This is a genomic window from Arcicella rosea, assembly GCF_014204325.1.
GTDB classification, from domain to species: domain Bacteria; phylum Bacteroidota; class Bacteroidia; order Cytophagales; family Spirosomataceae; genus Arcicella; species Arcicella rosea_A.
The window spans coordinates 113,300-135,802 of the sequence record NZ_JACHKT010000013.1 but is presented as its reverse complement, the minus strand read 5'-3'; the positions used below and the strand labels follow the sequence as shown (position 1 = coordinate 135,802).

Here is a 22,503-nt window from a genome sequence, read left to right as displayed (position 1 = left end):
GTAAATCACCTCAAATAAAATGAAAAATCCACCCAGAATATGAGTGGATTTTATTATGAATGAATATTGAAAAACAATTTTCAAGGAAAGCCAAAGTAAACAATCCTAAAAAAGATAACTGTTACTATAAACTTTCAGACTATTCATACTACCTTCATTTTGACAGAGATTTACTTATATTATGACTCACATAAATAAATCTCTGTTAAACTTTCTACTACTCCACCTCCAAACTCAAAGCATACATCGCAAATGAGCCTAACCAATGGTCGCCTCCATAATTTCCGTTGGCAATATTTGGTAAGGTTTTTTGTAAAAAGGTTGTAGCTTTTTCTTGAAATTGTTTCTTGCGTAAATCTGTTTTGGGTAATTGCTTGGCTATGCCCAACAAACACCAAGCTTTACTGAGTGCTAAACCGTCTAAATGTACAATTTGATAATCGGAACGGTCACTGACGATGGGTAATTGTAGTACATTTTTTAATCCTTCGGCAGTGTAAAATTGGTTAAACCATTGCACAAAAGCTTGTGGTGCTAATACTCTTCGCATCAAATCTGCAATTTCAAGACTGGGCGAAAGAAAGTCTGTGCCGTCGGGTTCGAGTGTGGCGGCAACGGCTTTATTTTTGAAATAATAGTCTTTGCTACGTTGTACTAATAATTGTTCAAAGGCAATATTTTTAGTTGCTCTTGCCCAATCTAAAGCGAAAACCATCCCAAAAGCTGTATTCGGATGCACACCAGTTCGGTTTGGATAAGTCTGTTTGGGCAAATATTCCATCCAACGTTGTACAATTACTTGTGTCAAAGGCTGTAAACTTTTGTGCCAACGCTTCGCCATTGGGTTATCCCAAGTCAATAATTCTTCATCCAATTTAAGTACCCAAGCCCAACCGTAAGTTCGTTCAAAACCTTTTGCGAGTTTGTATTGATTAAAATAATCCGCTTCTTTTTGAAGGTTTTCTGTCGAAAAACTATTTTCTAACATGGCAATAATTTGCTGTGTCTCTGGTAAATTGGGGTAAGTCTTGAGGATTTTTACCAACATCCAATGCCCATGTACTGAAGAATGCCAATCTAAACAACCATAAAAAGAAGGATGCAATTGTTTTGGACTTAATGCTACTTCTTGAGCCGTTTCTATGGTATGATTAGGCTTGTTCGGGTATTCAGTTTGAATACAATGTAACGGAAGTTGTGCCAGAAATGAAGCTCCTGCCTCACTAAGTCCTACTTTTTTCCCATCTTTTGATACCGTTAAATACTGATTTTGCTGTCCGTAAACGGATAATCCGCAAGCTAACAGTGCTGTTAATAATAGATTTTTGTAAATCATTGCTAAAGTTTTTTGTTGATGAATGATGATATTTTGTTAAGCAAGGCTTTGAATACTAATATTACACTAAGCAAAGAGAAAAAAATCATTTTTACAAATGAGAAACAAAACTGATACCTTGATAAAGCTTAAAGATACTCAGAGTATCAAGCGATATACTCAAAGTATCTCCAGAGATATTTGATTGCGGTATTTTGCGGTATTTAGTATGTCGAGAGATACTAAAAGCATGTCACGAGATACTTTTTTGCGGTATTTTGCGGTAAAAAGTATCTCGTGAGATACTTGAAGTATGTATTGAGATACTTCAAGTATCTTTTTTGATTTAAAAACCGAATAAAACCGCAAAAATGAATATTTTGTTTGAAAATGACAAAAAACTAACGTTATTAAAATGAGTCATCCCCAATTTTCTCTTGAAAAAGCAAGTTTTAACAATTTCAATGTTTTTTAGATTTGTTCTCGTCCTTACTTTTTGTCTTGATACAAAAAGTAACAAAAAAATCAAGAATTCCTAATCGCAGCGGCGAACCGCCTCGCTCCGCTCAAACAGTAGGAATTCGTTGCCCATCAATCATAAAAAAGCGGTCTAAATTAGTTTTTAGACCGCTTTTTATGATTTTAAATTCAGTATAACTCATGCTTCAAACATAATTCTTTAGCTATTTATAAACTTTAAATTCCCACAAACCTGAAGTTCCTTTTAAGAAAGTTAGTTTTAAATATTGTGCTTTTACACTACGTTCGTCGATATGGGGAGATTGTACTTTTATTTCAGCATGACCGCCATAAGGCTTCCAATTTTTTCCGTCAACCGAATATGCTAATTCATAAGCATGTCCAGCTGTTGGTTTTACAAAGTAAGATGCAACCTTTTTAATCGCTGTCTTCTTCCCTAAATTCACCGTAAAAGTAGCTGTGCTATCTTTTGTTGCTGCCAACCATCTTGTACCATTAGAGCCATCAAGTGCATTTTGTGGCGAATACGTTTCAGTTCTGTTAATGGTTTTATCCTTTACATAAGGTACTTTAAAATCTGGCAAAGTAGAAGATGCTTCGGCAGATTGTATCGCTACTTCATTTTTTGCTAAAGATGGAAAAGGGTCAACGCCTTTGTTGGTCAATCTAATGGGTTTTATTGTTCCATCTTCATTAAATTCCATTTTATCAATCCACACTTGTCGGTTTGTACTTGAACGTCCAAATTCCAGATAAGTAAAATAATAATCATCCTTGATGTGGAATACGTTTCCATGCCCCGGCCCATAAATTTGTTCTTTTACATCGGTTTTGGCAATGATGTCTTCTTCTGGATAAATAAATGGACCAAAAGGCGAAACTTTACTATACTGATAAGCATATACATAGTTTTCGTGTCCGCTTAAAGTATATAGGTAATAATAAATCCCTTTGCGTTTAAATACAATCGGGCCTTCGGAATAACCGCCTCTTTTGGTAGAGATTTTCAGGATAGAAGTCGTGTCCAAACTAATCATATCAGGATTCAATCGACCAGCACCACGCTGTGCCCAGAAAAGATATGGCTTTTGGTCGTCGTCGATAAATACGTCTGCATCAATTCCTTTTGTGCCTTTGGGTGCATCCATTTTTAACAAAGGGAAAGTATTTTCCTTACTAAAATCGCCCTTGGGCAACGTAAAAGGGCCTGCGGGAGAATCAGCAACAGCTACATAAATATCATGATTGACCGTTGGGTAATAGTAATACTTGTCTTTTACTTTTACTGGATAACTTGGTGCCCAGAATAATTGCTTTTCGGCGGCTGGGAAATAAAAACCATTGAACGACCAGTTCTTTAAATCTTTCGACGACCAAAGTACTGGAGGTCCTGCTGTGGCTAAACCTGCATTGTAACCGTCGGTTGTGGCATAGCAATAAAAAGTATCTCCAAACTGAACAATACTTGGATCGGCAATTAAATCTGGAATGATTGGGTTATTGTTTCCTGTTTTTTGTGCTTGTATGGATTGAATACTGAATCCAAATAGACAAGTGAGTAGTAATATTTTTTTAATCATGTTTTCTGTAAAATAAGATTTAAAGATAAGGGTTGAGCAATTTTACAACCCTGACTATTAAACAGTTGAGCCTTAAGGTTTTGTTTTGTCATAGATAATCATGCAAAATAAAATCTCAAGGCTCAACTCTCAAAGCTTGTCACTATTTAAGCTCTTTATAACGCTTCATGGCTTCTAAGAAATAATAATCTGCATAGGTTAAAGGCACATCTACTTCGGTATTCTGAGGAATATGACCAACACAATGTTCAATTAAAAAACCTCCATTTGTACCAATTGTAGCTTTGTATGGTGTATTCGACAAGGAGTAAATCATTGCTTCAGCATTTTTGATATAATCTTTTTTCAAGTTTTTATCTACATAACCACTCAATTCTAACAAAGCCGAAGCCATTACCGAAGCCGCCGAAGCATCACGTAAAGCCGTTGGAATATTGGGTGCGTTAAAATCCCAATAAGGTACTTTATCGGCTGGCATGTTTGGATGCGTTAAGATAAACTTCGCAATGTTTTTAGCTTGCTCTAAATAAATTGGGTTTTTCGTTTCACGATACATTACTGTATAGCCATAAAGTCCCCAGCCTTGTCCTCTAGCCCAAGCGGATTCGTCTGCATAACCTTGAGCGGTTTTCTTTTGCTGAACGCCACCCGTTTCAGAATTATAGTTAATGACATGATAAGAGCTATAATCTGGACGGAAGTGATTTTTCATCGTCGTGTTGGCATGTGTCACCGCAATTTTATAATAGGTAGAATCGCCTGTTACTTTGGTTGCCCAGAAAAGTAATTCTAGGTTCATCATGTTGTCAATGATTACTAAAAAGTCCCCTTTTTTTGAATCCCAAGATTTGATACAACCAACCGTTGGATTAAAACGAGTAGCCAAAGATTTAGCACTTTGAATCAAAATATCTTTGTACTCAGGTTTGGGAGCGATGTCTTTGGCATTTCCAAAACTACAATACATCATAAATCCTAAATCGTGGGTTGTAGTATTGAATTTCTCTTTCTCTAAAACGCCTAAAATACGGTTATTTTCTTTCAGTAATTCAGCATCTTTTGTTTGCTGATAAATGTATAATAATGAACCGGGATAAAAACCACTGCACCACCAACCAGAACCACTAAATTCGTATTTACCAGTTTTCGGAAAATATGTTTTCGGGAATTTATCTTGTGGCAGATTACTCATCAATACTTTATATTGTTTGCCAGCATCTTTGAAATTCTGATTGATAGTTTTCAATAAAGTCGCTCTTTTAGGATGTGTTTTACTTGTTTGTGCCGTAACAAGCGACCAAGCCATCGAGCAAATCATTACCGTATTGATAGCAATGCGAAAAAATTGTTTCATAGTTTTTGTGATTGAATTTTGAGTTGTGAATATTTATTTAAACAATTCCCTAAAACATCGTTTATTTTATATAAGTATTAGGATATAAACCTATAAGGATTCAAACCCTTATAGGTTTTGCTAAATGCTTCCGAATACATCGACTACTTATTCTGTTCTTTCGTCTTGATTTTTTTGACAGCCTTCCATGTAAGTACTTGTACTTTTTGGGCTGGAATATTTACTTTTCCTTCGCCATCGGCTTGATCTACTTTTTCTACAAAAAGATGTAAATCGCCTTTATTTTGCCAAAGTTCTGTATCGTAAGTTGGTTCCCACGAACCTACAGAGGTTTCGCTAATATCTTTAATTTGCCAATTGCCTTTACTTAAATCTGTCGTTATGGCGGTAGAGACTTTATCGCCTCTTTCAGCATCTCTGAAAATCAGCATGGCAGATAAAGTATTTTTCTTGGACGACCAAGCCAAAATTTGTGGTCTTGAAATAGGAATGCGTTTCGTGCCTACGCCACTTAAACTAAAAGGCGTTTTTCTAAAACCAAGATTACTTACTTGCCATTGTTGATTGGCTAAATAAATGACATGATATTGTGGAACGCTTTCGTTGGCTGGTCGCCAATAAGTAGCGATGTATGGATTTCCTTCGGCATCAGCCACCATGGATGTCTGATTGATTAGTTCACTTTTCTGAGGAATTTTACAGGCATATTCTGCATTTTGAGCGGTGATAGGTAATTGATAAGCAACGCCTTTTGAATTCTCCCAAGTCTTTCCGCCATCTTTTGAACGAGCATAAGCCATGTCGTGATTACTGGCTACGTCGGCACTTTCTCGCCAAACCCAAGAAAGGTGAATTGTACCCTGACTATCTAAACAAGCTTGCCAATAAGCATTTCTTTGTCCTTCTCCATCAATCAAGTTTTCTTGCACCATCGACCATTTTTTGGTTTTTAAATCATATTGATTCATGACCAAATTGCCTTTTCCAGAAGCACCATTTCGGTAGAAAAACAAAAGGTTTCCATTGGGTAATCGATAAAATTCTGGATAAGTAACATTGCTTTCGGTACGTCCTGTCATGCTTTGCTTCTCTCCCATCATCAATGAAAAAGGTGCTTTACTGACGGCATAACGAAGTGCATTGTTGTGATGATCCCAAGAAAGATGCAAAAAACCATCTCCATCTATCATGATAGAAATAGAATTATGAGCATCACTGGCGTTGCCTTTAAAATTGGTTTTCTGTAATTCCCAAGTACTTTTTCCTTGTTTTCTTTTTCCCAGAACAACAAAAGCGTCGGCATCGTAATAGGCAATAAACTGATAATTTTTATAAGAAACCAATGAGTTTTTACGAAAAATAACCGCATTGACTGAATTCTTCGCCCAACCCTCTCCTACTTCTAGCAATGCTATTTTCTCTTGTGCTTTTGCCAAAAATACAAGACTACAAAACAATAAGGTAATTAATCCTTTTTTACAATTCATGAAATTGAGTTTATAATATTCTAGCATTAGCTTGTCTATGTAAATAAACGTGGTTACTGAGTGAATTAATTCTTGAATATTTGTACTTTAGATTCACAACTCATCACTCACAACTCTTACTTACTCTATGGCATGATCTGCCAAAACAGCCTCGCCCGACCATACTTTTTGTGATGTCCATTTTGTAGCTGGACTACTCCAAAATTCATCTGTTTCTGGCAAACCTAATGGCAATAAGATATTGGCACAGAGGTACAAGCTACCTGTTGTGATATAGAAATCTGCTAAATCTGGCTGAGAACCGTACAAACCGATTGTCAACCAGCCATCTTTTGTGAAAGTACTTGGGCTTTCAGTTGTTTTCTTGATAACCGCTGTTAAAGCACCACGTACTTGTGCGGGACTTAACTCTTTGGGTAAGCCTTTTCGCCAAGCAATATCTGCCAAATGATGAAAAGCAGCACCACGATACACAATCGAACGCCCTGTAGCAGGGAAAGAACCATCGCTATTGATTAATCTTTCTTGGATAACGGCAAAGCGTTCGTTTCTTTGTTTAATCTTATCGAATGTCCAATTATAAAGTCCTGTTTTCGGGCCTAACTCTTTTACCATATTCGCCAAATAAGGATGAATGACATAACTATTATAATAGTCCCAATGATACGGTGGGCCATCAGAATAAACACCATCGCCAACGTACCATTGCTCAAACTGACGGAAACAGTATTCAATCCGCATATTATCCCAAGGGTATCCATATTTACAGAAAAAGGTTTCAATCATTCCAGAAAACAATATCCAGTTAGAAAACCCTGCTTTGGTATTTCTTGTTGCTAAAAAGGCTTTTACTACTTGGTCTTTGGTTTGCGTATCAAGATGTTCCCACAACCACGGGCATCTCACAAAGGCTAAAGCTAAAAAAGAAGCATCAACCAAAGGCTGTCCGCCTCTTTCAAAAGCCATATAGTCTTTAGCCTTAGGATTCACGGCATTGGCTACTGCTTTCAAGGCATAATTTCTATATTGATTTCTTAACGCTACTTCTTTAGCAGAACCACCTTCTAAATTCAGCCAAGGTGAAATACCACACATCAAACGACCAAAAGCTTCTAAATAAGCCACCTCTTTACGATTATTGGCATTATCAATAAATTTTGACATCGTTTGGGGCATCACAATTCTAAGGCTGTCATTTGCCAAACTACGCAAAATAGGTTTTGCTAGTTGATCAAGATGCTGTAGCCAAATGGCACGGTCATTAATAGGTTTTTGCTGTGCTAGCACGCCTAAAGGCAAAGCAAAAACACAAACCAGTAATATTTTTTTGAACATAGATAGTTTGGTAAAAGTGAATACTTTTATTCTTACCCACAAAAGCGAAGATAGGGACAATTTCTACTGTTTTTACACTGTATTCCCTGTGAAGTGTAGTTTACATTAGGGTATGACTGAAGCCACACCCTAATGTAAAGAAGGATTTAAGTAATCTTTCTCTAAAACTTGTATTTATATCGGTAATTTCACTCTTTCTGATAAACCCGAACATAATCTACTTCCATTCGGCTTGGGAAAGTACTGCTGTATGGATTTCCTCCGTTATCGCCACCAATCGCTACATTCAATAACATATAGTGCGGTTGCTGAAAAGGATTAAAACCCGAACCATCTTTATTAACTAAAACATTCATTGGAACTTTGTTCAAAAGCTGGTCATCGATATACAGAGCAATGTAATCTTTTTCCCAATCCATTCTCCAAACATGAAATTGTGCTGCCCAGTTTGCCCCACCAAGTGAATCAACCGAAAAAGTATTACTATGCCACTCGGCTTGCTTGTTGGCGGACAAACAAGCGATATTGGCAAGCAATTTACCTCGGTAAAATTCCATCATATCAATTTCGCCGTTGGCTGGCCAGTTTTTATCGACTCCTAAAGTCCACCAAGCAGGCCAAACGCCTTGACTAATATCAATTTTTGCTCTTAATTCAAATCGTCCGTACTGCCATATTTTCTTACCCGCAGTAATCATGCAAGTAGATGAAAAATCTATCATTGGCTGTTTTTTTCGCCAATCTTTACTTCCTTCTACATAATTGGGATTGGGCTTTTGTTCTCTTCGGGCTTCAATGATTAAATTGCCGTTTTTACAAAAAGCATTGTCAGGTTGATACCACTGTAATTCATGGTTACGAACAAAACCATTTTCATACGACCAATTAGCAGGGTTTGGCGTACCGTCTTTCTCGAATTCATCCGACCAAACAAGTTTATAACCTTCTTTAAGCCACTTTTTCTGAACGGCTAAACCTTGAGCTTGAGAAGCAAAAAAAGAGAAAATAGTAATAACAGCGATAAAAAAATATTTCATAGTGATAGGTATTAAAGGTAAAACATGAGAATTTACTGATTGAAAGCATCTAAATTCCAAGCATCTTGCCAAGTAATCAATGGCTTACCATCTTTGAATTGTATCGGTAACCAAAGGTATCGACTATCCTTCAAATCCTTCGGATTCCATTTATCAGCCATAAAAACAAAAGCATCTTTTTTCCCAGCAATCGGTAAAATATAGGTTGATTGTCCGTTGAAAGTTTTTTCTGCCAAAGGGCCGTTCATTGGGTCTTCAACCAATTTCCAAGGGCCAAACAACGATGTTGAAGTATGTAAACTTGCTTTGTTGGGTGCCCAGCCTGTGCAACCACTTGTAATTAAATAATATAAACCATCTTTTTTAAATACGGCTGGTGCTTCACGGTGACTGCTGAAAAGTAAAGTGTCTTCTGTGGTAGCTGATAAATAATCGTCTGTCAATTTAGTGATGCGTAAATCATAATTTTCACGAGCGGAGTAAATATGATAGGCTGTAGCATCATCATCAACATAGAGTGTCATATCTCTTGACATGTGACCATTCGGTCGGAAACTTTTCAAATAGACAAAAGGGCCGGTGGCTTTATCGCTAACAGCTACGCCTGCTCTGGCAGCACTGTAACCTTTATTGGGTAATTCTAAATGAAACCACATCACATACTTTTTGGTCTTGGCATTATAAATTACTTTCGGGCGTTCTACCAAGCCTCCAACGGCAATTTCACTATTTCGGTCGTTCGATTTTGCCAAAGCTATTCCTTCGTTTTTCCAACGATATAAATCTTTAGAAGAGTAAACTGCTACACCTTCCGATGCACTTTTTCCTCTTTTTTCACCATACCAATAATAGGTTTTGTTGATGTATAAAATCCCACCGCCGTGGGCGTTGATTACTTCTCCATTATTATCATTCCAGATACTTCCAGGTTTAAAGGCTTTTTCTTTATTACTAATATTTCCTTTCTGTGTTTGGCAACCTAGAAAAAAACTCATTGCCAATAGTAGTACATTTGCAGAAACTCTCATTGTCTAATACGTTTAAATTGGATAAAATTACATGGTACAAAACTATGAAGAGATTGCAGTTTCAGAAGGGGGGATTTTCGTCAAAAAGGAGGGTAAAAATTCTGTATTCATGTAATTGAAATTTACTACCAATGCTAATAAAAAAAATTACATGTAGCGGTTACCATTTCTCATATCTTACTTTGTCAATCGGCAACCGCAAGGGTTGCCGCTACAGTTAGAAAAATTGTCAAGTAATCAGATAAATAATATACCGTAATCAGTATCTATTATTCATAATTTATCACTGCCAATTCATATTTACCCCACATTGCCACGTTGTTGTTTGGCGTATTCTGAAGGGGGCATATTATAAATCCCTTGAAACATCTTTCTAAAGTATTTAATGTCTTCTATCCCGACCATCATGGCTACTTCCGAAACACGCAAATTACCTGTACTCAATAATTGAGCAGCACGTTTCAAGCGAATATCACGGATAAATTCTACTACCGATTGACCAGTAATGGCTTTAATCTGACGATAAAATGCTGATTGACTCATCCCCATTTCTCGTACTAATACTTGTACATTAAAATCGGAATCACTCAGATTATCTTCAATAATTGCCATTGCTTTTTCTAGCAATTGCTTTGTTTCATCTGGAATATCTACTTGAGTCGGTTCTAATAACAATTGCTTCTGATAATATTCTCGAAGTAACAACCTACTTTGTAACATAGACAATATTTTAGCACTCAAAATCAGCGGGTTAAATGGTTTAGCCATATATTCATCCGCTCCAGTTTCTAAACCTTCTAATTCATGAACAGCTGCTACTCTTGCCGTTAAAAGTATCACAGGAATATGTGTGGTTTTAGGATGTTGTTTGATTTTTCTACATAATTCCAAGCCATCGCTCATTGGCATCATCACATCACTAATCACTAAATCTGGTAAAAGTTGTAAAGCTTTTTCCCAACCGTCTAGTCCATCTACTGCGGTAAAAACTTCATAATTTGCTTCACAAAGTTGTTGTAAGTACAAGCGTAATTCTTCATTATCTTCCACAATCAAGATACGAGTAGTATGCGGCACTTTTACTGGTGTTTTTTCTAAATCAATATTTTCTACAACTGACACAGTATTGCTAACAGTTGCTTTTTTAAATTCTGTACTTTCCGAATAAATTTCATGAGCCTCCAAATGAGCTTTCCCAAATGGTAATTTTAGTAAGAAGGTTGTCCCCTGCCCTACTTCACTTTTTACATAAACTTCACCCCCATGAGCTTCCACAAATTGTTTTACCAAAGACAAACCAATCCCAGTACCCATAATTTTCATGGTTTCGGTATGCGAAGCCTGAAAGTATGGATCAAAGATTTTATCAATTTCATCAGCTTTCATTCCTATCCCCCAGTCCTGCACCTGTATCTCTAAGTAATTATCAATAAGCTTTTTATTGGCAAAAACGGCTTCTATTTCAGGCGAACCAACTGTTGCAACTGCTATTCTAATTTTACCTCTTTCTGGCGTATATTTGAATGAGTTAGACAACAGATTCGTCAGAATAATCTCTAGTTTACTCCAGTCAAAATACATATTGACGGGTTTTGTTGGAATACTTATGGCATAATCAAAATGAGATTCATCTGCTTTCAATTTAAAAATCAAGAATATTTCTTGAATAAAACTAAGAATATTTCCTTGACTAGCCCGCAAGGAAACATGACCTGATTCTACTTTTCTGAAATCCAACAATTGGTTGACAAGCTCTAATAATTTCCGAGTTTGTTGGTGCATTAGTACGATTTTGTCCTTCATTTTGGTTTCAATCGACATTAATTCTTCCATCGGCCCCAAAATTAAAGTAAGTGGCGTACGCAATTCATGAGAAACATTGGTGAAAAAACGGAGTTTCAAATCTGTAATTTCCTTTTCTTTTTCTACTTTAAATTTCTCTAAAGCCAAAGTGTTTTCTAAGGCTTGTCGGGCTAAACTTGCCCTACGATATAAGATAAAAGCACCAACAATCAGGAAAGTATATAATGTATAAGCCCACCAAGTTTTATACCAAGGTGGCAACACTGTAATATTTAGAATCGCTGGAGACTTCGACCATCTTCCTTCTCCGTTATATACTTTTACTATCAAAGAATATTCGCCTGCTGAAAGGTTGGCAAAACTAGCCATTCTTTGCTTTGAACTTGTGTAAACCCAATTTTTATTATATCCTTGAAGTTTGTAAGCATATACATTTTTGTGTGGGTTATTATAATTTAAGCCCACAAACTCTATTGAAAAATCGTTCTCCTTATCTTTAATTGTAATGTTTTGGGTTTGGTCTAAGGGCTTTTCAAGAACTACTCTCCCATTAATTTCTTCTCCGATTTGAACGGGTTTATTGTAAATTTTGAAATTTGTTAACCTGATAACCGACGCCTTTAAGTCTGGACGAATTTCTGAAGGATTGAAATAAGTAAGCCCACGAATACCCCCAAAGTACAAAGTGCCATCGGCGGCTTTTGTGGATGCTCCTACTTTGAAAGAGTTACTCTGCAAGCCATCAGCCACATCGTAATGAAGCCATTGACTTGATGATGGGTTGAATTTCAATAAACCGTCACCCGCAATCCACAGGTTTCCATCGGCATCAATTTCCATACTTTCGATATTAGGATATGGCAAATTAATCCTTTGAACCAAATCTTTTCCTTCAGCGTTTGTAGAAATTTTATTCAAACCAGCACCAATTGTTCCAATCCAAATATTATTATTTTTATCCTGCAAAAGTGGCCAAGCATAATTCCCGCTCAAGCTGTTTTTATTATTGGCATCATAACTAAATTGTTTTAATAATTTAACGCCTTTATCCTGAACTTGAATTTTCAAAACCCCTTTATCTCGGGTACTTGCCCACAAAATATCTTTTGAAGCATCGTACATTAAAAATGTAAACTGATTACTTATCAGCGGATTATGTTCGCCCCAATACCTTTCTAATAGTTTTCCTTCCTTGTCTAAACGTAACAAGCCCAATTCAAAAGTAGCTAACCAAATATTCCCGAAACGGTCTTCAATAATCTTTTCAATGCTTGTATTATACAGACTTAAATCTGGAGTAATTTGTATGAACTGTTCCCTTTTACCGTCTTTCAGTTTAAAAATCCCCAAATACCTTGTACCAACCCAAAGTGTTCCATCATTATTTTGGCAGAAAGCAGAAACATCTACAACAGTGGCATCACCTGACGATTGTTTGCTGATGTAGTTTTGGTAAGTATTTGTTGTTAAATCATACTTTGAAAAACCATTTCGAGTACCAATCCATAACCAATTATTTTTAACATCTTTACGAATACAGTTGACGTAATTGTTGGGCAACGTGGGATGTTGCTCAAATTTCCGCTGTAAACTATAAAATGGTTTTCTGTGTAAATTAACCCTATTCAGCCCACCTGCCGAAGCCGCTAGCCAAAGTGTATTATTGTTATCTTCATATACTTGGTGAATTCTTCCCGAATTGATACTACTAGGGTCATCATCCAAAGGTAAAAAAACTGTTGCTTTTTGAATATCAATCGGAATCTCGCCAGTTTTAATCTGACTTTTTGGCGACCAAAAACGTAAGCCATAATTTGTGCCAACCCATAATTGATTGAACGAATCTAAAAAAATACACTCTACTTCCGAAATATTTCCTAAGGTTACTTCATGTCCTTTTGAGGTAAGTCGTTTTGCTTTACTCACCCAATAAAGCTCTTCGCTAGTGGCTACCCAAAGGTCTCCTCTTGTATCTACATGGAAAGCTCTTAAATAATTTATCGCTAATGCCGAACGATGAATCGTTGAGCTTTTTGGTAAAACATACCACAAACCTTGTGAACGAGTAGCAATCCAAACATAACCGTCTTTGTCAAAAACTAAACTAGAAACCCTGTAAGCAGTTTTTTTATTAATCGTAATTTGCTGAATGCTTTCAAGTATGTTTTCTTCATTTACTTTTAATACAAATAGTCCATTCTTACTTGTTCCTACCCAAATGCGTCCTAAATCGTCTGTTACAATCGTCACAACATCCGAGACTCTCAGCAATTTCATTAATGTTCTATTAACTTCCGAATTTGCCCTTTCTGTAATATTAATAATTCGGTCGTGGTGTACATCCAATAAGCTAAGTCCTGCACTCTCTGTTCCAATCCATAGCGATCCTTTTTTATCAACATGTAAAGCATGAATACGATTACTGGGTAAGCCATTGTCTGGATTGACGGGAATATCATACTTCTTTAGTTCATAGCCATCATAACGACTAATACCATTATTAGTGCCCGTCCAGATAAAACCCGAATGGTCTTGTACGACAAACATGACGTCACTATGGGGTAAGCCTTCGTTTACAGTGAGATGTTCAAAGCGAAATTTTTCTGTGTTTACTTGTGCCAAACAAAGTTTAGGAACAAGTGAAATAATCAAGAGTATGTTTAATAGATAATACTTCATAAATAAGTAACGGACATTGCCATTCAGATTTCTTTCTTTTCAGCGGTTGATTAAATTTCAATAGCCTAAAACGCTATCAAAATCTTACAAAGTTTATGATACTAAAGGGGAATAGCAAAAACTTCTCCTCAATTAGAAAATAAAATATGTTTATTCCCTACAAAGGATTCTTCAATTAAAATACTCGTGGATACAATCAAAATAACGTTTTTGACATTTATACCTTGATTTATCGCCTGAAATGATTGAAATGGCATTGTATGATTTCTTTTCTGTGATTTTAACCCCCTTTTTATACGAAAAAACCACCCTATTGGCGAATTTTCATTAATTATTTTTGCATTATTCAAATTTAATATTTGATAAAATGTAGTTCAAACTTCATTCCTTTTTTCATTATGAGTATTCATAAAAAACGATTGCAAAAATTCAAAAAAACAAAACTATGATAAAATTTATACGTAAACGCAGTCTCTACTGGTTTCCTTTGTGTAGGATTGCCTTGACGACAATGCTAATGTTTAATGCGATGTTGATGGTGGCACAGTCTGACCAAACTAAAGCAACAGAGCTAGAAGTGTTTTCGCCCGTTATCATCGACGAAAACGAAGAGCCTTTGGTAAATATCAGGATTAACAACAAAACCAAAGGACTTAAAGCAATTTCTGATGCAGCGGGTTCGCTGACGATTGGAGCGAATAAAGGAGACAAATTAGAAATCTTTGCTTCGGGTACAAAAATTATGGATTATGTGGTGGGCGATAAAGTTTCGCCAATCATAGTACTAAGCAGTAAAAACCCAGCAGTACTTCGTTCAAAACCACTTCGTCGTTTGTTCAATACTACCGTTCAAAGTGATTTGACGGCTTCGTCTTCTCAAGCGGTATTCAATAATGATTTACAGAAATCAGCCGTTACTTCGGTCATCAGTGCTTTGTCTGGTAGATTGGCGGGTATCAGTACAAATCAGTTTACTGGTCAGCCCGGTAATGATGGCACAAGTATTTCATTAAGAAATCAAGGCCCACTGGTTATTATTGATGGTATTCCTCGTCAATTAACTGTTTTTGACCTAGAAGAAATTGAGTCGATTACGGTGTTGAAAGATGCACTTTCTACAGCCATGATGGGTGTGCGTGGTTCTAACGGAGCGTTAGTCATTACAACTCGCAAGGGAAATCCAAACACTGCGAGAATGTCGTTTACGGCACAAACAGCCATTCAACAACCATTGCGTTTTCCGAAAGCATTAAATTCTTTCAATTATGCTACTTTGTATAATGAGGCTTTGAAAAACGATGGTTTAGCTCCTGTATATTCTGAACAAGCCTTACAAGGTTATCAGTCAGGTTCAGACCCATATTTATATCCAGATATAAATTGGAAAGACCAAGTATTGAATTCTTCTTCAAGACAAGACCGTTATACTTTTAGTGCGAGTGGCGGTAATAGTTTCTCTAAATACTTTGTTTCATTCGACCACATCAATCAATCAGGTTTATTGAAACAAAGCGATATAAATGCCTACAGTACTAACAACAATTTTAAATCATACACACTTCGTTCGAATGTTGATTTACAATTAAACTCAAAGTTATCAGGCGGTATTTACTTATTAGGAAGAATCTTGAATGGTAATGATGCGGGTTTTAGCACAGGTTCAATTCTAAGCTCCATCATGAATACGCCAAACAATGCGTATCCTGTTTATAATCCAGATAAATCTTATGCCGGCTCGCAACAATTCCAAAGTAACATTTGGGCACAAACAGTTGGTTCTGGTTATCAGCAGAATTTTAAAAGAGATATGTTAGCTGACTTTTACTTGAAAAGAACTTTGGATGAAGTAACAACAGGTTTATGGGTAAAAGCTACAGGTTCTTATTATGCTACGCTTTCTGAAAATATTCTTCGTCCTAAAACCTTTGCAGTTTTTCAAAGAAACCTTTCTCCTACTGGACAAGAGAGTTACCAACAATTTGGTGCAAACAGCGACCAGCTGAATGCCAATGGAATTGATTATCAAGGACGTTCAGACTATTTGGAATTGACTTTGGGTTATGACCGTACTTTCAACGAACATGGTTTCACTGGTTTACTTTTAGCGAACCGTCAAAATTCAGTAGCAGGTTCGGATTTGCCTTTAACTTTTACTGGAACTTCAGGAAGATTCAGCTACAACTATTCAAAAAAGTATATTCTTGAAATGGCTTTTGGTTTGAATGGTTCTAACCGTTACCCAGATGGTGGTACAACTAAATATGGTTTCTTTCCATCGGTTGGTTTAGCTTGGAACATCAGTCAAGAAGATTTCTTGAAATCTCAAGAATGGCTTTCGTACCTGAAATTATATGGTTCTTATGGAAAAACAGGAAATGATAATCCAGGTTACTTCTCGTACATCCAACGATATTTTGATAGCAGCAGTGCATTTTTTGGTACAGGTGCTGGTTCAAATACTTCGATTACGGAACTACCAATCGCCAATACAAATATTACTTGGGAAAAAGCTAATAAGTTGAATGTCGGATTGCAAGGTTCGCTTTTCAATCAACAATTAGGGTTTACTTTCGAGTATTATCACATGAAGTACTACGATTTGTTGACGCAACGTGGACGTAACACCGCTTTATTAGGAAATACTTATCCGAACGAAAACATCGGACGAAATCAATACTCGGGATTAGATGTACAACTTTTATATCAAAAGAACATCAAAAATGTAAGTATTTATGCCACAGTAAATGCAGGAGTTCAATCATCAAAAGTATTATATTTTGACGAAGTAAATCAGCCTTTTGCTTGGATGCAACGTACTGGTCAGCGAGTAGGACAAGCATTCGGTTATCAAGCAGATGGTTTATTCCAAACTACGGCAGAAGCCACTAGCGCACCAAGTATTATTGGTTACACGCCACAAGCAGGAGATATTAAATACAAAGATCTTAACAATGATGGGCTTATTAACCAATTAGACCAAACGGCGATTGGTAATACCAAACCAGTAATTCCTTTCGGAGCTAGTTTAGGTTTTAGCTGGAAAGCTTTTGATTTCTCTGCTTTGGTTCAAGGAGTTGCCAACAGAAATATTTACTTAAATAATGCTTCTACTTTCGCTTTTCAAAATGGTGGATTCGGTCAAGCATTTGAACAACATTTAGACCGTTGGACGCCTACTAATACAGATGCTACTTATCCACGTCTTTGGATTGGTTCAAATGTGTATAATCAGGCTACTTCATCTTACTGGGTGCGTTCTGGGGATTATGTTCGCTTGAAAAACATCGAAGTTGGCTTTACTTTACCAACAAAATTGGCGGGTAAAATCAACGTGAATTCGGTAAGATTCTTTGCGAATGCAGTGAATGTATTTACGTTCAATAAAGATAAATCAATTGACCCAGAAAGCTATCAAAGTAATTATCCAGTTCAACGACTTATCAATTTTGGCGTGAATTTAAAATTGTAAGCATAGACGAATAATTCTGAGATTTTTGTGAGAATATTCACATCACACAATTCCAAACTTCTGAAAAAAATGAATAAAAAATTATATACAAGCCTTCTTTTACTGGTACTGTCGATGTCGTGGACGGGCTGTGAAAGAGTAGAAACCGAACCTCGTGATTGGATTAAAGAGGATTTGGTTTGGGATGAACAAGATAAAAATGCTACGTTGGCAGTTTTTTTCTTGAATGATATTTACAATTATATTCCAACGGGTTTCAACCGAATTGGTGGCGATTTCCTAGATGCTGGTGCTGGCGATGCGATTCCTTCAAGAACTAATCGTGCTATTGAATATTACACCAACGGAATCATCAGCGTATTGAACAACCCAGACCCATATTGGGGAAATAGCTATGCGGGAATCAGAAGAGTAAATATCTTCTTGGCCAATATTGATAAAGTACCCGCTACGCCAGCAAGTATTGTTACTTGGAAAGCCGAAGCTAGGTTTATAAGAGCTTACCTCTATTTCGAATTGCTGAAAAGATATGGTGGCGTTCCGTTAATTGCCGATAAAGTATTCACGATTGAAGATAATTTGTCTTTACCAAGAAACACCTTCGAAGAATGTGTAAACTATATTGTAAGCGAATGTGACGCCATCAAAGGCAATTTATTACCTGAACCAATTTCGGATAACCAATGGGGGAAAATCCCAAGAGGTGCAGCCATTGCATTAAAGTCTCGTTTGTTATTGTATGCGGCTAGCCCATTGTTTAATGGTGGTGGAGTAAGTACAAATGCCAATTTGAAAACATTGAATGGCTACGCTACTTATGATGCTGCTCGTTGGCAAAAAGCACTTGATGCAAACAACGAATTGATTAATTTGAATTACTACGCTTTGCAAGCTTCGTACAATAATATTTTCACGGTGAAGAAAAACACGGAAATTATCCTTGCAAAACAAGGCTCAAACAATACTTCTATTGAAAGTTTGAATGCACCAATCGGATATGGGTCGCCAGCGGCTAGTCAAGGTTTGACGAGTCCAACACAAAATTTGGTAGATGCTTTTCCGATGAATAATGGATTAGAAATCAGCAATCCACTTTCTGGATATGCTCCGCAAAATCCTTATAAAGACCGTGACCCACGTTTGGCTTTAACGGTTTTCTTCAACGGACAAACTTGGTTAAGACGTAGCGTTGAAACTTTTGAAGGTGGAAAAGACAAACCAGGTGGCAATATAGTACAAACCAGAACGGGCTATTATCTCAGAAAGTTTATGGCTGATTTTTCTAATAATACTACTTACACCAATCAAAGCCACAACTTTCCGCTATTCCGTTATGCTGAAATTATTTTGAATGCTGCTGAGGCTTTGAATGAACTCGACAAAACTGAAGATGCTGTAAAAAGAGTAATCGAAGTGCGTAAAAGAGCAGGCATTAAAGCTGGAACGGATAATCGTTATGGCATCAAGGCAAGTATTACGAAAGAAGAATTAAGAACTTTGATTCAAAACGAACGTAGAATTGAATTAGCTTTTGAAGAACATAGATTCTGGGATTTACGTCGCTGGAAAATTGGAGAAACCGCTTTGAGCGGAGCTTTAATGGGCATGAGAATTACCACTACTCAAACGAATGGTGTTTTCAATTATACGCCTGTACAAATCAGTAATATGGTTTTTACAAAAAGACTTTATTACATGCCGCTTCCTTATGATGAAACTTTGAAAAACCCAAGTTTAATCCAAAACGAAGGTTGGTAAAATTGACTCAAGCATAATAAAATTCATTAGAATTTATGAAAAAACTAATATATATCCTGTTATTCCTTACCGCCTTCACTAGCGGTTCACTTTACGCACAGGGGCAGCTCGTCAGTGGTGTTGTCGCTGATGCCAAAGAGACCCTGCCAGGCGTATCCGTTTTCGAAAAAGGGAAAACGACTAATGGTACTTTAACCGATGAAAACGGGAAGTTCCGAATTACACTTAAAGGACAAAGTGGCGTATTAATCTTTCGTTCTTTGGGGTATAAACAACAAGAAGTACTGGTTGCCAACAAATCAAACCTCAATATTATTTTAGAAGCTGATGAAAAAAGTTTAGAGGAAGTTGTGGTTGTTGGTTTTGGACAACAGAAAAAACTTACTTTGACGGGTTCTGTAAGTTCGGTTTCTGGTCGTGAAATTCGTGAAAACCCTGCTGCCAGTTTACAAAATGCTTTGGCAGGTAAGCTACCAGGTTTTTTCTCGCAACAACCTTCTGGTCGTCCTGGGGCTGATGGTGCTAACTTTTTCATTCGTGGTGTAAGTTCATATAATGGTAATAACCGTCCATTGATTATTGTAGATGACGTTGAGTTTTCTTATGACCAATTTGCAAGAATTGACCCGAACGAAATTGAAAGTTTATCTATTTTGAAAGATGCTTCTACAACAGCTATTTATGGAGTTAGAGGTGCAAACGGTGTTGTTGTAATTACAACTCGTCGTGGAAAAGCAGGACCGCCACAAATTTCGGTAAGAGTAGAAACAGCTCTTTCGCAACCTACAAAAATTCCGAGTTATTTAGACGCTTATGAAAGTGCTAGACTTTACAACCAAGCACAAATTAATGATAATGCTGCTAACCCAAGTCCATCTTTCAAACCTCGTTTTACTGATGAAGATTTAGCTTTATACAAAAGTGGTGCCGACCCTTACGGTCATCCAAATGTGAACTGGAAAGAAGCTTTATTCAAAACTTTCAGTAAGCAATACAGAGGAAACCTTGATTTATCGGGTGGTACAGAAAGAGTAAAATACTTTGTTTCAGTAGGTTATTTGAATCAAGATGGGATGTTGAAAGATTACGGTCAAGGACAAGGCGTAAACAGTAATTATTTCCACCAACGTTATAATTATCGTTCAAATCTTGACATGAGTGTTACCAAAACACTTGACTTACGTTTGGATTTATACGGAAACTTTGCCCAAGTAAATACGCCACAAGTTGGTAGCCCATTTGGTTATAACGATTTGTTTTATGATTATAGTAGTTTCGCTACTTTAGCACCTTTTGCCTATCCGATTTATAATCCAGATGGTTCATTAGGATATAGTTCTTGGAGTCGTAACGAAAACCCAAGTTATAACGTAAACAACGTAATTGGTCGTTTGTCGTATTATGGCTATAGCCAGAGTAATGAAAGTAATATTAACTTCATTGGTTCGGCTAAACAGAAATTGAATTTTATTACGGAAGGTTTGAATATTCAAGGTCGTGTTTCTTTCACTAGCAATTACGCTTATACAAGAAGTATGACACGTGACCAGTTCCCATCTTTCCTTTATAATGCAAGTACAGATACTTACGAACCACGTGACCCTAACGTGTATAGAGTAAGAAGATTCTTTCTTGGGTATGACCCAAGAAGTACTTCAAGAGTATTCAATATGCAGTTTATCTTGAATTATGATAGAACTTTTAACAAAGCTCACCACGTGTATGGTTTGGCTTTGATGAATCGTAACTCAACTACAGCTTCTAACGGTAATAATGTTTACAATTTTATTCCTAATAACTTCCAAGGATATTCGGGGCGTTTAGGATACGATTATAAAAACCGTTATTTATTACAATTGAATGCTGCCTATAATGGTTCTGACCGTTTTGTGAGTGATAAGCGTTTTGGTTTATTCCCAGCGGCTTCGGCAGGTTGGAATATCTCTGAAGAGCCTTTCTTCCAACAAACAGGTATTTACAAAACTATTGATATGCTTAAAATTCGTGGTTCGTATGGTATTGTGGGTAATGATGCTTTGGGAAGTGGTTTCTCGTATTATTATCAACAAAACTATGGTACGGGTAACGGTGTGGTACAACCAAACTTCGGATATTCTAGTAATGGTTACAATGGTGTATTTGAAGGAACACTTTCTAATAACGACGTAACTTGGGAAAAAGAGAAAAAACTAGACGTTGCCTTAGAATTCGGATTATTGAATAGCTCCCTTACTGGTAGCGTAGATTTCTTCGACAATAATCGTTATGACATCCTTACTACTCGTGGAACGGTTTCTGCTATTTTCGGACAAGGTTTACCCCCTGTAAATATTGGTAAAGTAAACAACCGTGGTTTTGAATTAGAATTGGGTTATCAAAGTCCTACTCGTAATGGTTTCTCTTATTCAATCAAAGGAAATTACTCTGTTGCAAAAAACAAAATCATTTTCCAAGACGAACCTAGTTCTCTGTATCCATACCAAGCTTACACTGGTAATAGTATCGGACAAATCAGAGCATATACTTTTATTGGTTATTATAAAAATGCGGATGATATTGCAAGTAGCCCTAAAACGGCTGTACCAGTACAACCAGGCGATTTGAAATATGCCGATTTGAATAATGATGGCAAAATTGATGGTTATGATATGTCGGTAACGGGAAATCCGAATACACCAAATACTGTTTATGGTATCAATTTGGGAGTTCGTTATAAGAGTATTAGTATCAGTGCCAATTTTCAGGGAGCTCTCAACTTTAACGTAAGAGGTACCGCTGAATCTATCCGTGCGTTTTCATCAAACTTAACCGCTATACACCAGCAAGCTTGGACACCAGAATTAGGAGATAATGCCAAATATCCACGTCTTACTTTATTAGGTGGGATTAGTGATCCAGGAGGTTATCCTTCTACATTCTGGTTTATTCCAGGCGACTACCTTCGTTTGCGTAATGCTCAGGTAAATTTTGAAGTACCAAGCAAGTTCTCTCTAAAGCTAGGTATTCCGCAAATCCGTATTTATGTGAATGGTTCTAACTTACTTACGTTTACTAAATTAAGTAAACTGTATCAGTTCGACCCAGAGATTACTTCTGGAACGGACAGAGTAAGTTATCCGCCTCAGAGGTTAATTAACCTCGGCATAAGTGCCACATTCTAAGTATTTAACCTTATTTG

At 36.8% G+C, this 22,503-nt stretch carries 11 protein-coding genes; 3 read left to right on the top strand and 8 right to left on the bottom strand.

The genetic code is table 11. The annotated features are described in order from the left end of the window. Positions 1-217: 217 nt before the first annotated feature. The 8 genes from HNP25_RS10685 to HNP25_RS10650 all read right to left on the bottom strand — a co-directional run bounded on the left by HNP25_RS10685 (position 218) and on the right by HNP25_RS10650 (position 14,071). Positions 218-1,336 (bottom strand): DUF2891 domain-containing protein, encoded by a 1,119-nt coding sequence (locus HNP25_RS10685; RefSeq protein ID WP_184134031.1) that lies wholly within the window; start codon positions 1,334-1,336, stop codon positions 218-220. Between the two features lie 662 nt (positions 1,337-1,998). Further along, a complete protein-coding gene (locus tag HNP25_RS10680; RefSeq protein ID WP_184134030.1) occupies positions 1,999-3,375 on the bottom strand; it encodes a family 43 glycosylhydrolase in 1,377 nt (458 codons plus the stop codon). Between the two features lie 142 nt (positions 3,376-3,517). Further along, on the bottom strand, positions 3,518-4,729 hold the full coding sequence (locus HNP25_RS10675; protein ID WP_184134029.1) for a glycoside hydrolase family 88 protein: 1,212 nt from the start codon (positions 4,727-4,729) through the stop codon (positions 3,518-3,520). Positions 4,730-4,872: 143 nt separating this feature from the next. Beyond that, positions 4,873-6,216, bottom strand: coding sequence for a BNR repeat-containing protein (locus HNP25_RS10670; protein ID WP_229202835.1), 1,344 nt, complete (start codon positions 6,214-6,216; stop codon positions 4,873-4,875). A gap of 120 nt (positions 6,217-6,336) precedes the next feature. Next, positions 6,337-7,551: a DUF2264 domain-containing protein gene (locus HNP25_RS10665; protein ID WP_184134027.1), complete on the bottom strand. Its 1,215-nt coding sequence runs from the start codon at positions 7,549-7,551 to the stop codon at positions 6,337-6,339. Positions 7,552-7,739: 188 nt separating this feature from the next. Continuing rightward, positions 7,740-8,588 carry a glycoside hydrolase family 16 protein gene (locus HNP25_RS10660; RefSeq protein WP_184134026.1) on the bottom strand — a complete coding sequence of 283 codons (849 nt, stop codon included), beginning with the start codon at positions 8,586-8,588 and terminating at the stop codon, positions 7,740-7,742. A 32-nt stretch (positions 8,589-8,620) separates the two neighbouring features. Next, positions 8,621-9,616, bottom strand: a complete 996-nt coding sequence (locus HNP25_RS10655) for a glycoside hydrolase family 43 protein (RefSeq protein WP_229202834.1) — start codon at positions 9,614-9,616, stop codon at positions 8,621-8,623. A gap of 300 nt (positions 9,617-9,916) precedes the next feature. Then, entirely contained in the window at positions 9,917-14,071 is a 4,155-nt protein-coding gene (locus HNP25_RS10650; protein ID WP_221432444.1) for a two-component regulator propeller domain-containing protein, read from the bottom strand. 472 nt (positions 14,072-14,543) lie between these two features. Between HNP25_RS10650 and HNP25_RS10645 the strand changes: the two genes are divergently transcribed. From HNP25_RS10645 to HNP25_RS10635, 3 genes are all read left to right on the top strand, one after another. Then, positions 14,544-17,567, top strand: a complete 3,024-nt coding sequence (locus HNP25_RS10645) for a SusC/RagA family TonB-linked outer membrane protein (RefSeq protein WP_184134024.1) — start codon at positions 14,544-14,546, stop codon at positions 17,565-17,567. 69 nt (positions 17,568-17,636) lie between these two features. Continuing rightward, a complete protein-coding gene (locus HNP25_RS10640) occupies positions 17,637-19,325 on the top strand; it encodes a RagB/SusD family nutrient uptake outer membrane protein (protein ID WP_184134023.1) in 1,689 nt (562 codons plus the stop codon). Between the two features lie 35 nt (positions 19,326-19,360). Continuing rightward, entirely contained in the window at positions 19,361-22,486 is a 3,126-nt protein-coding gene (locus HNP25_RS10635; RefSeq protein ID WP_184134022.1) for a SusC/RagA family TonB-linked outer membrane protein, read from the top strand. Positions 22,487-22,503 lie beyond the last annotated feature (17 nt).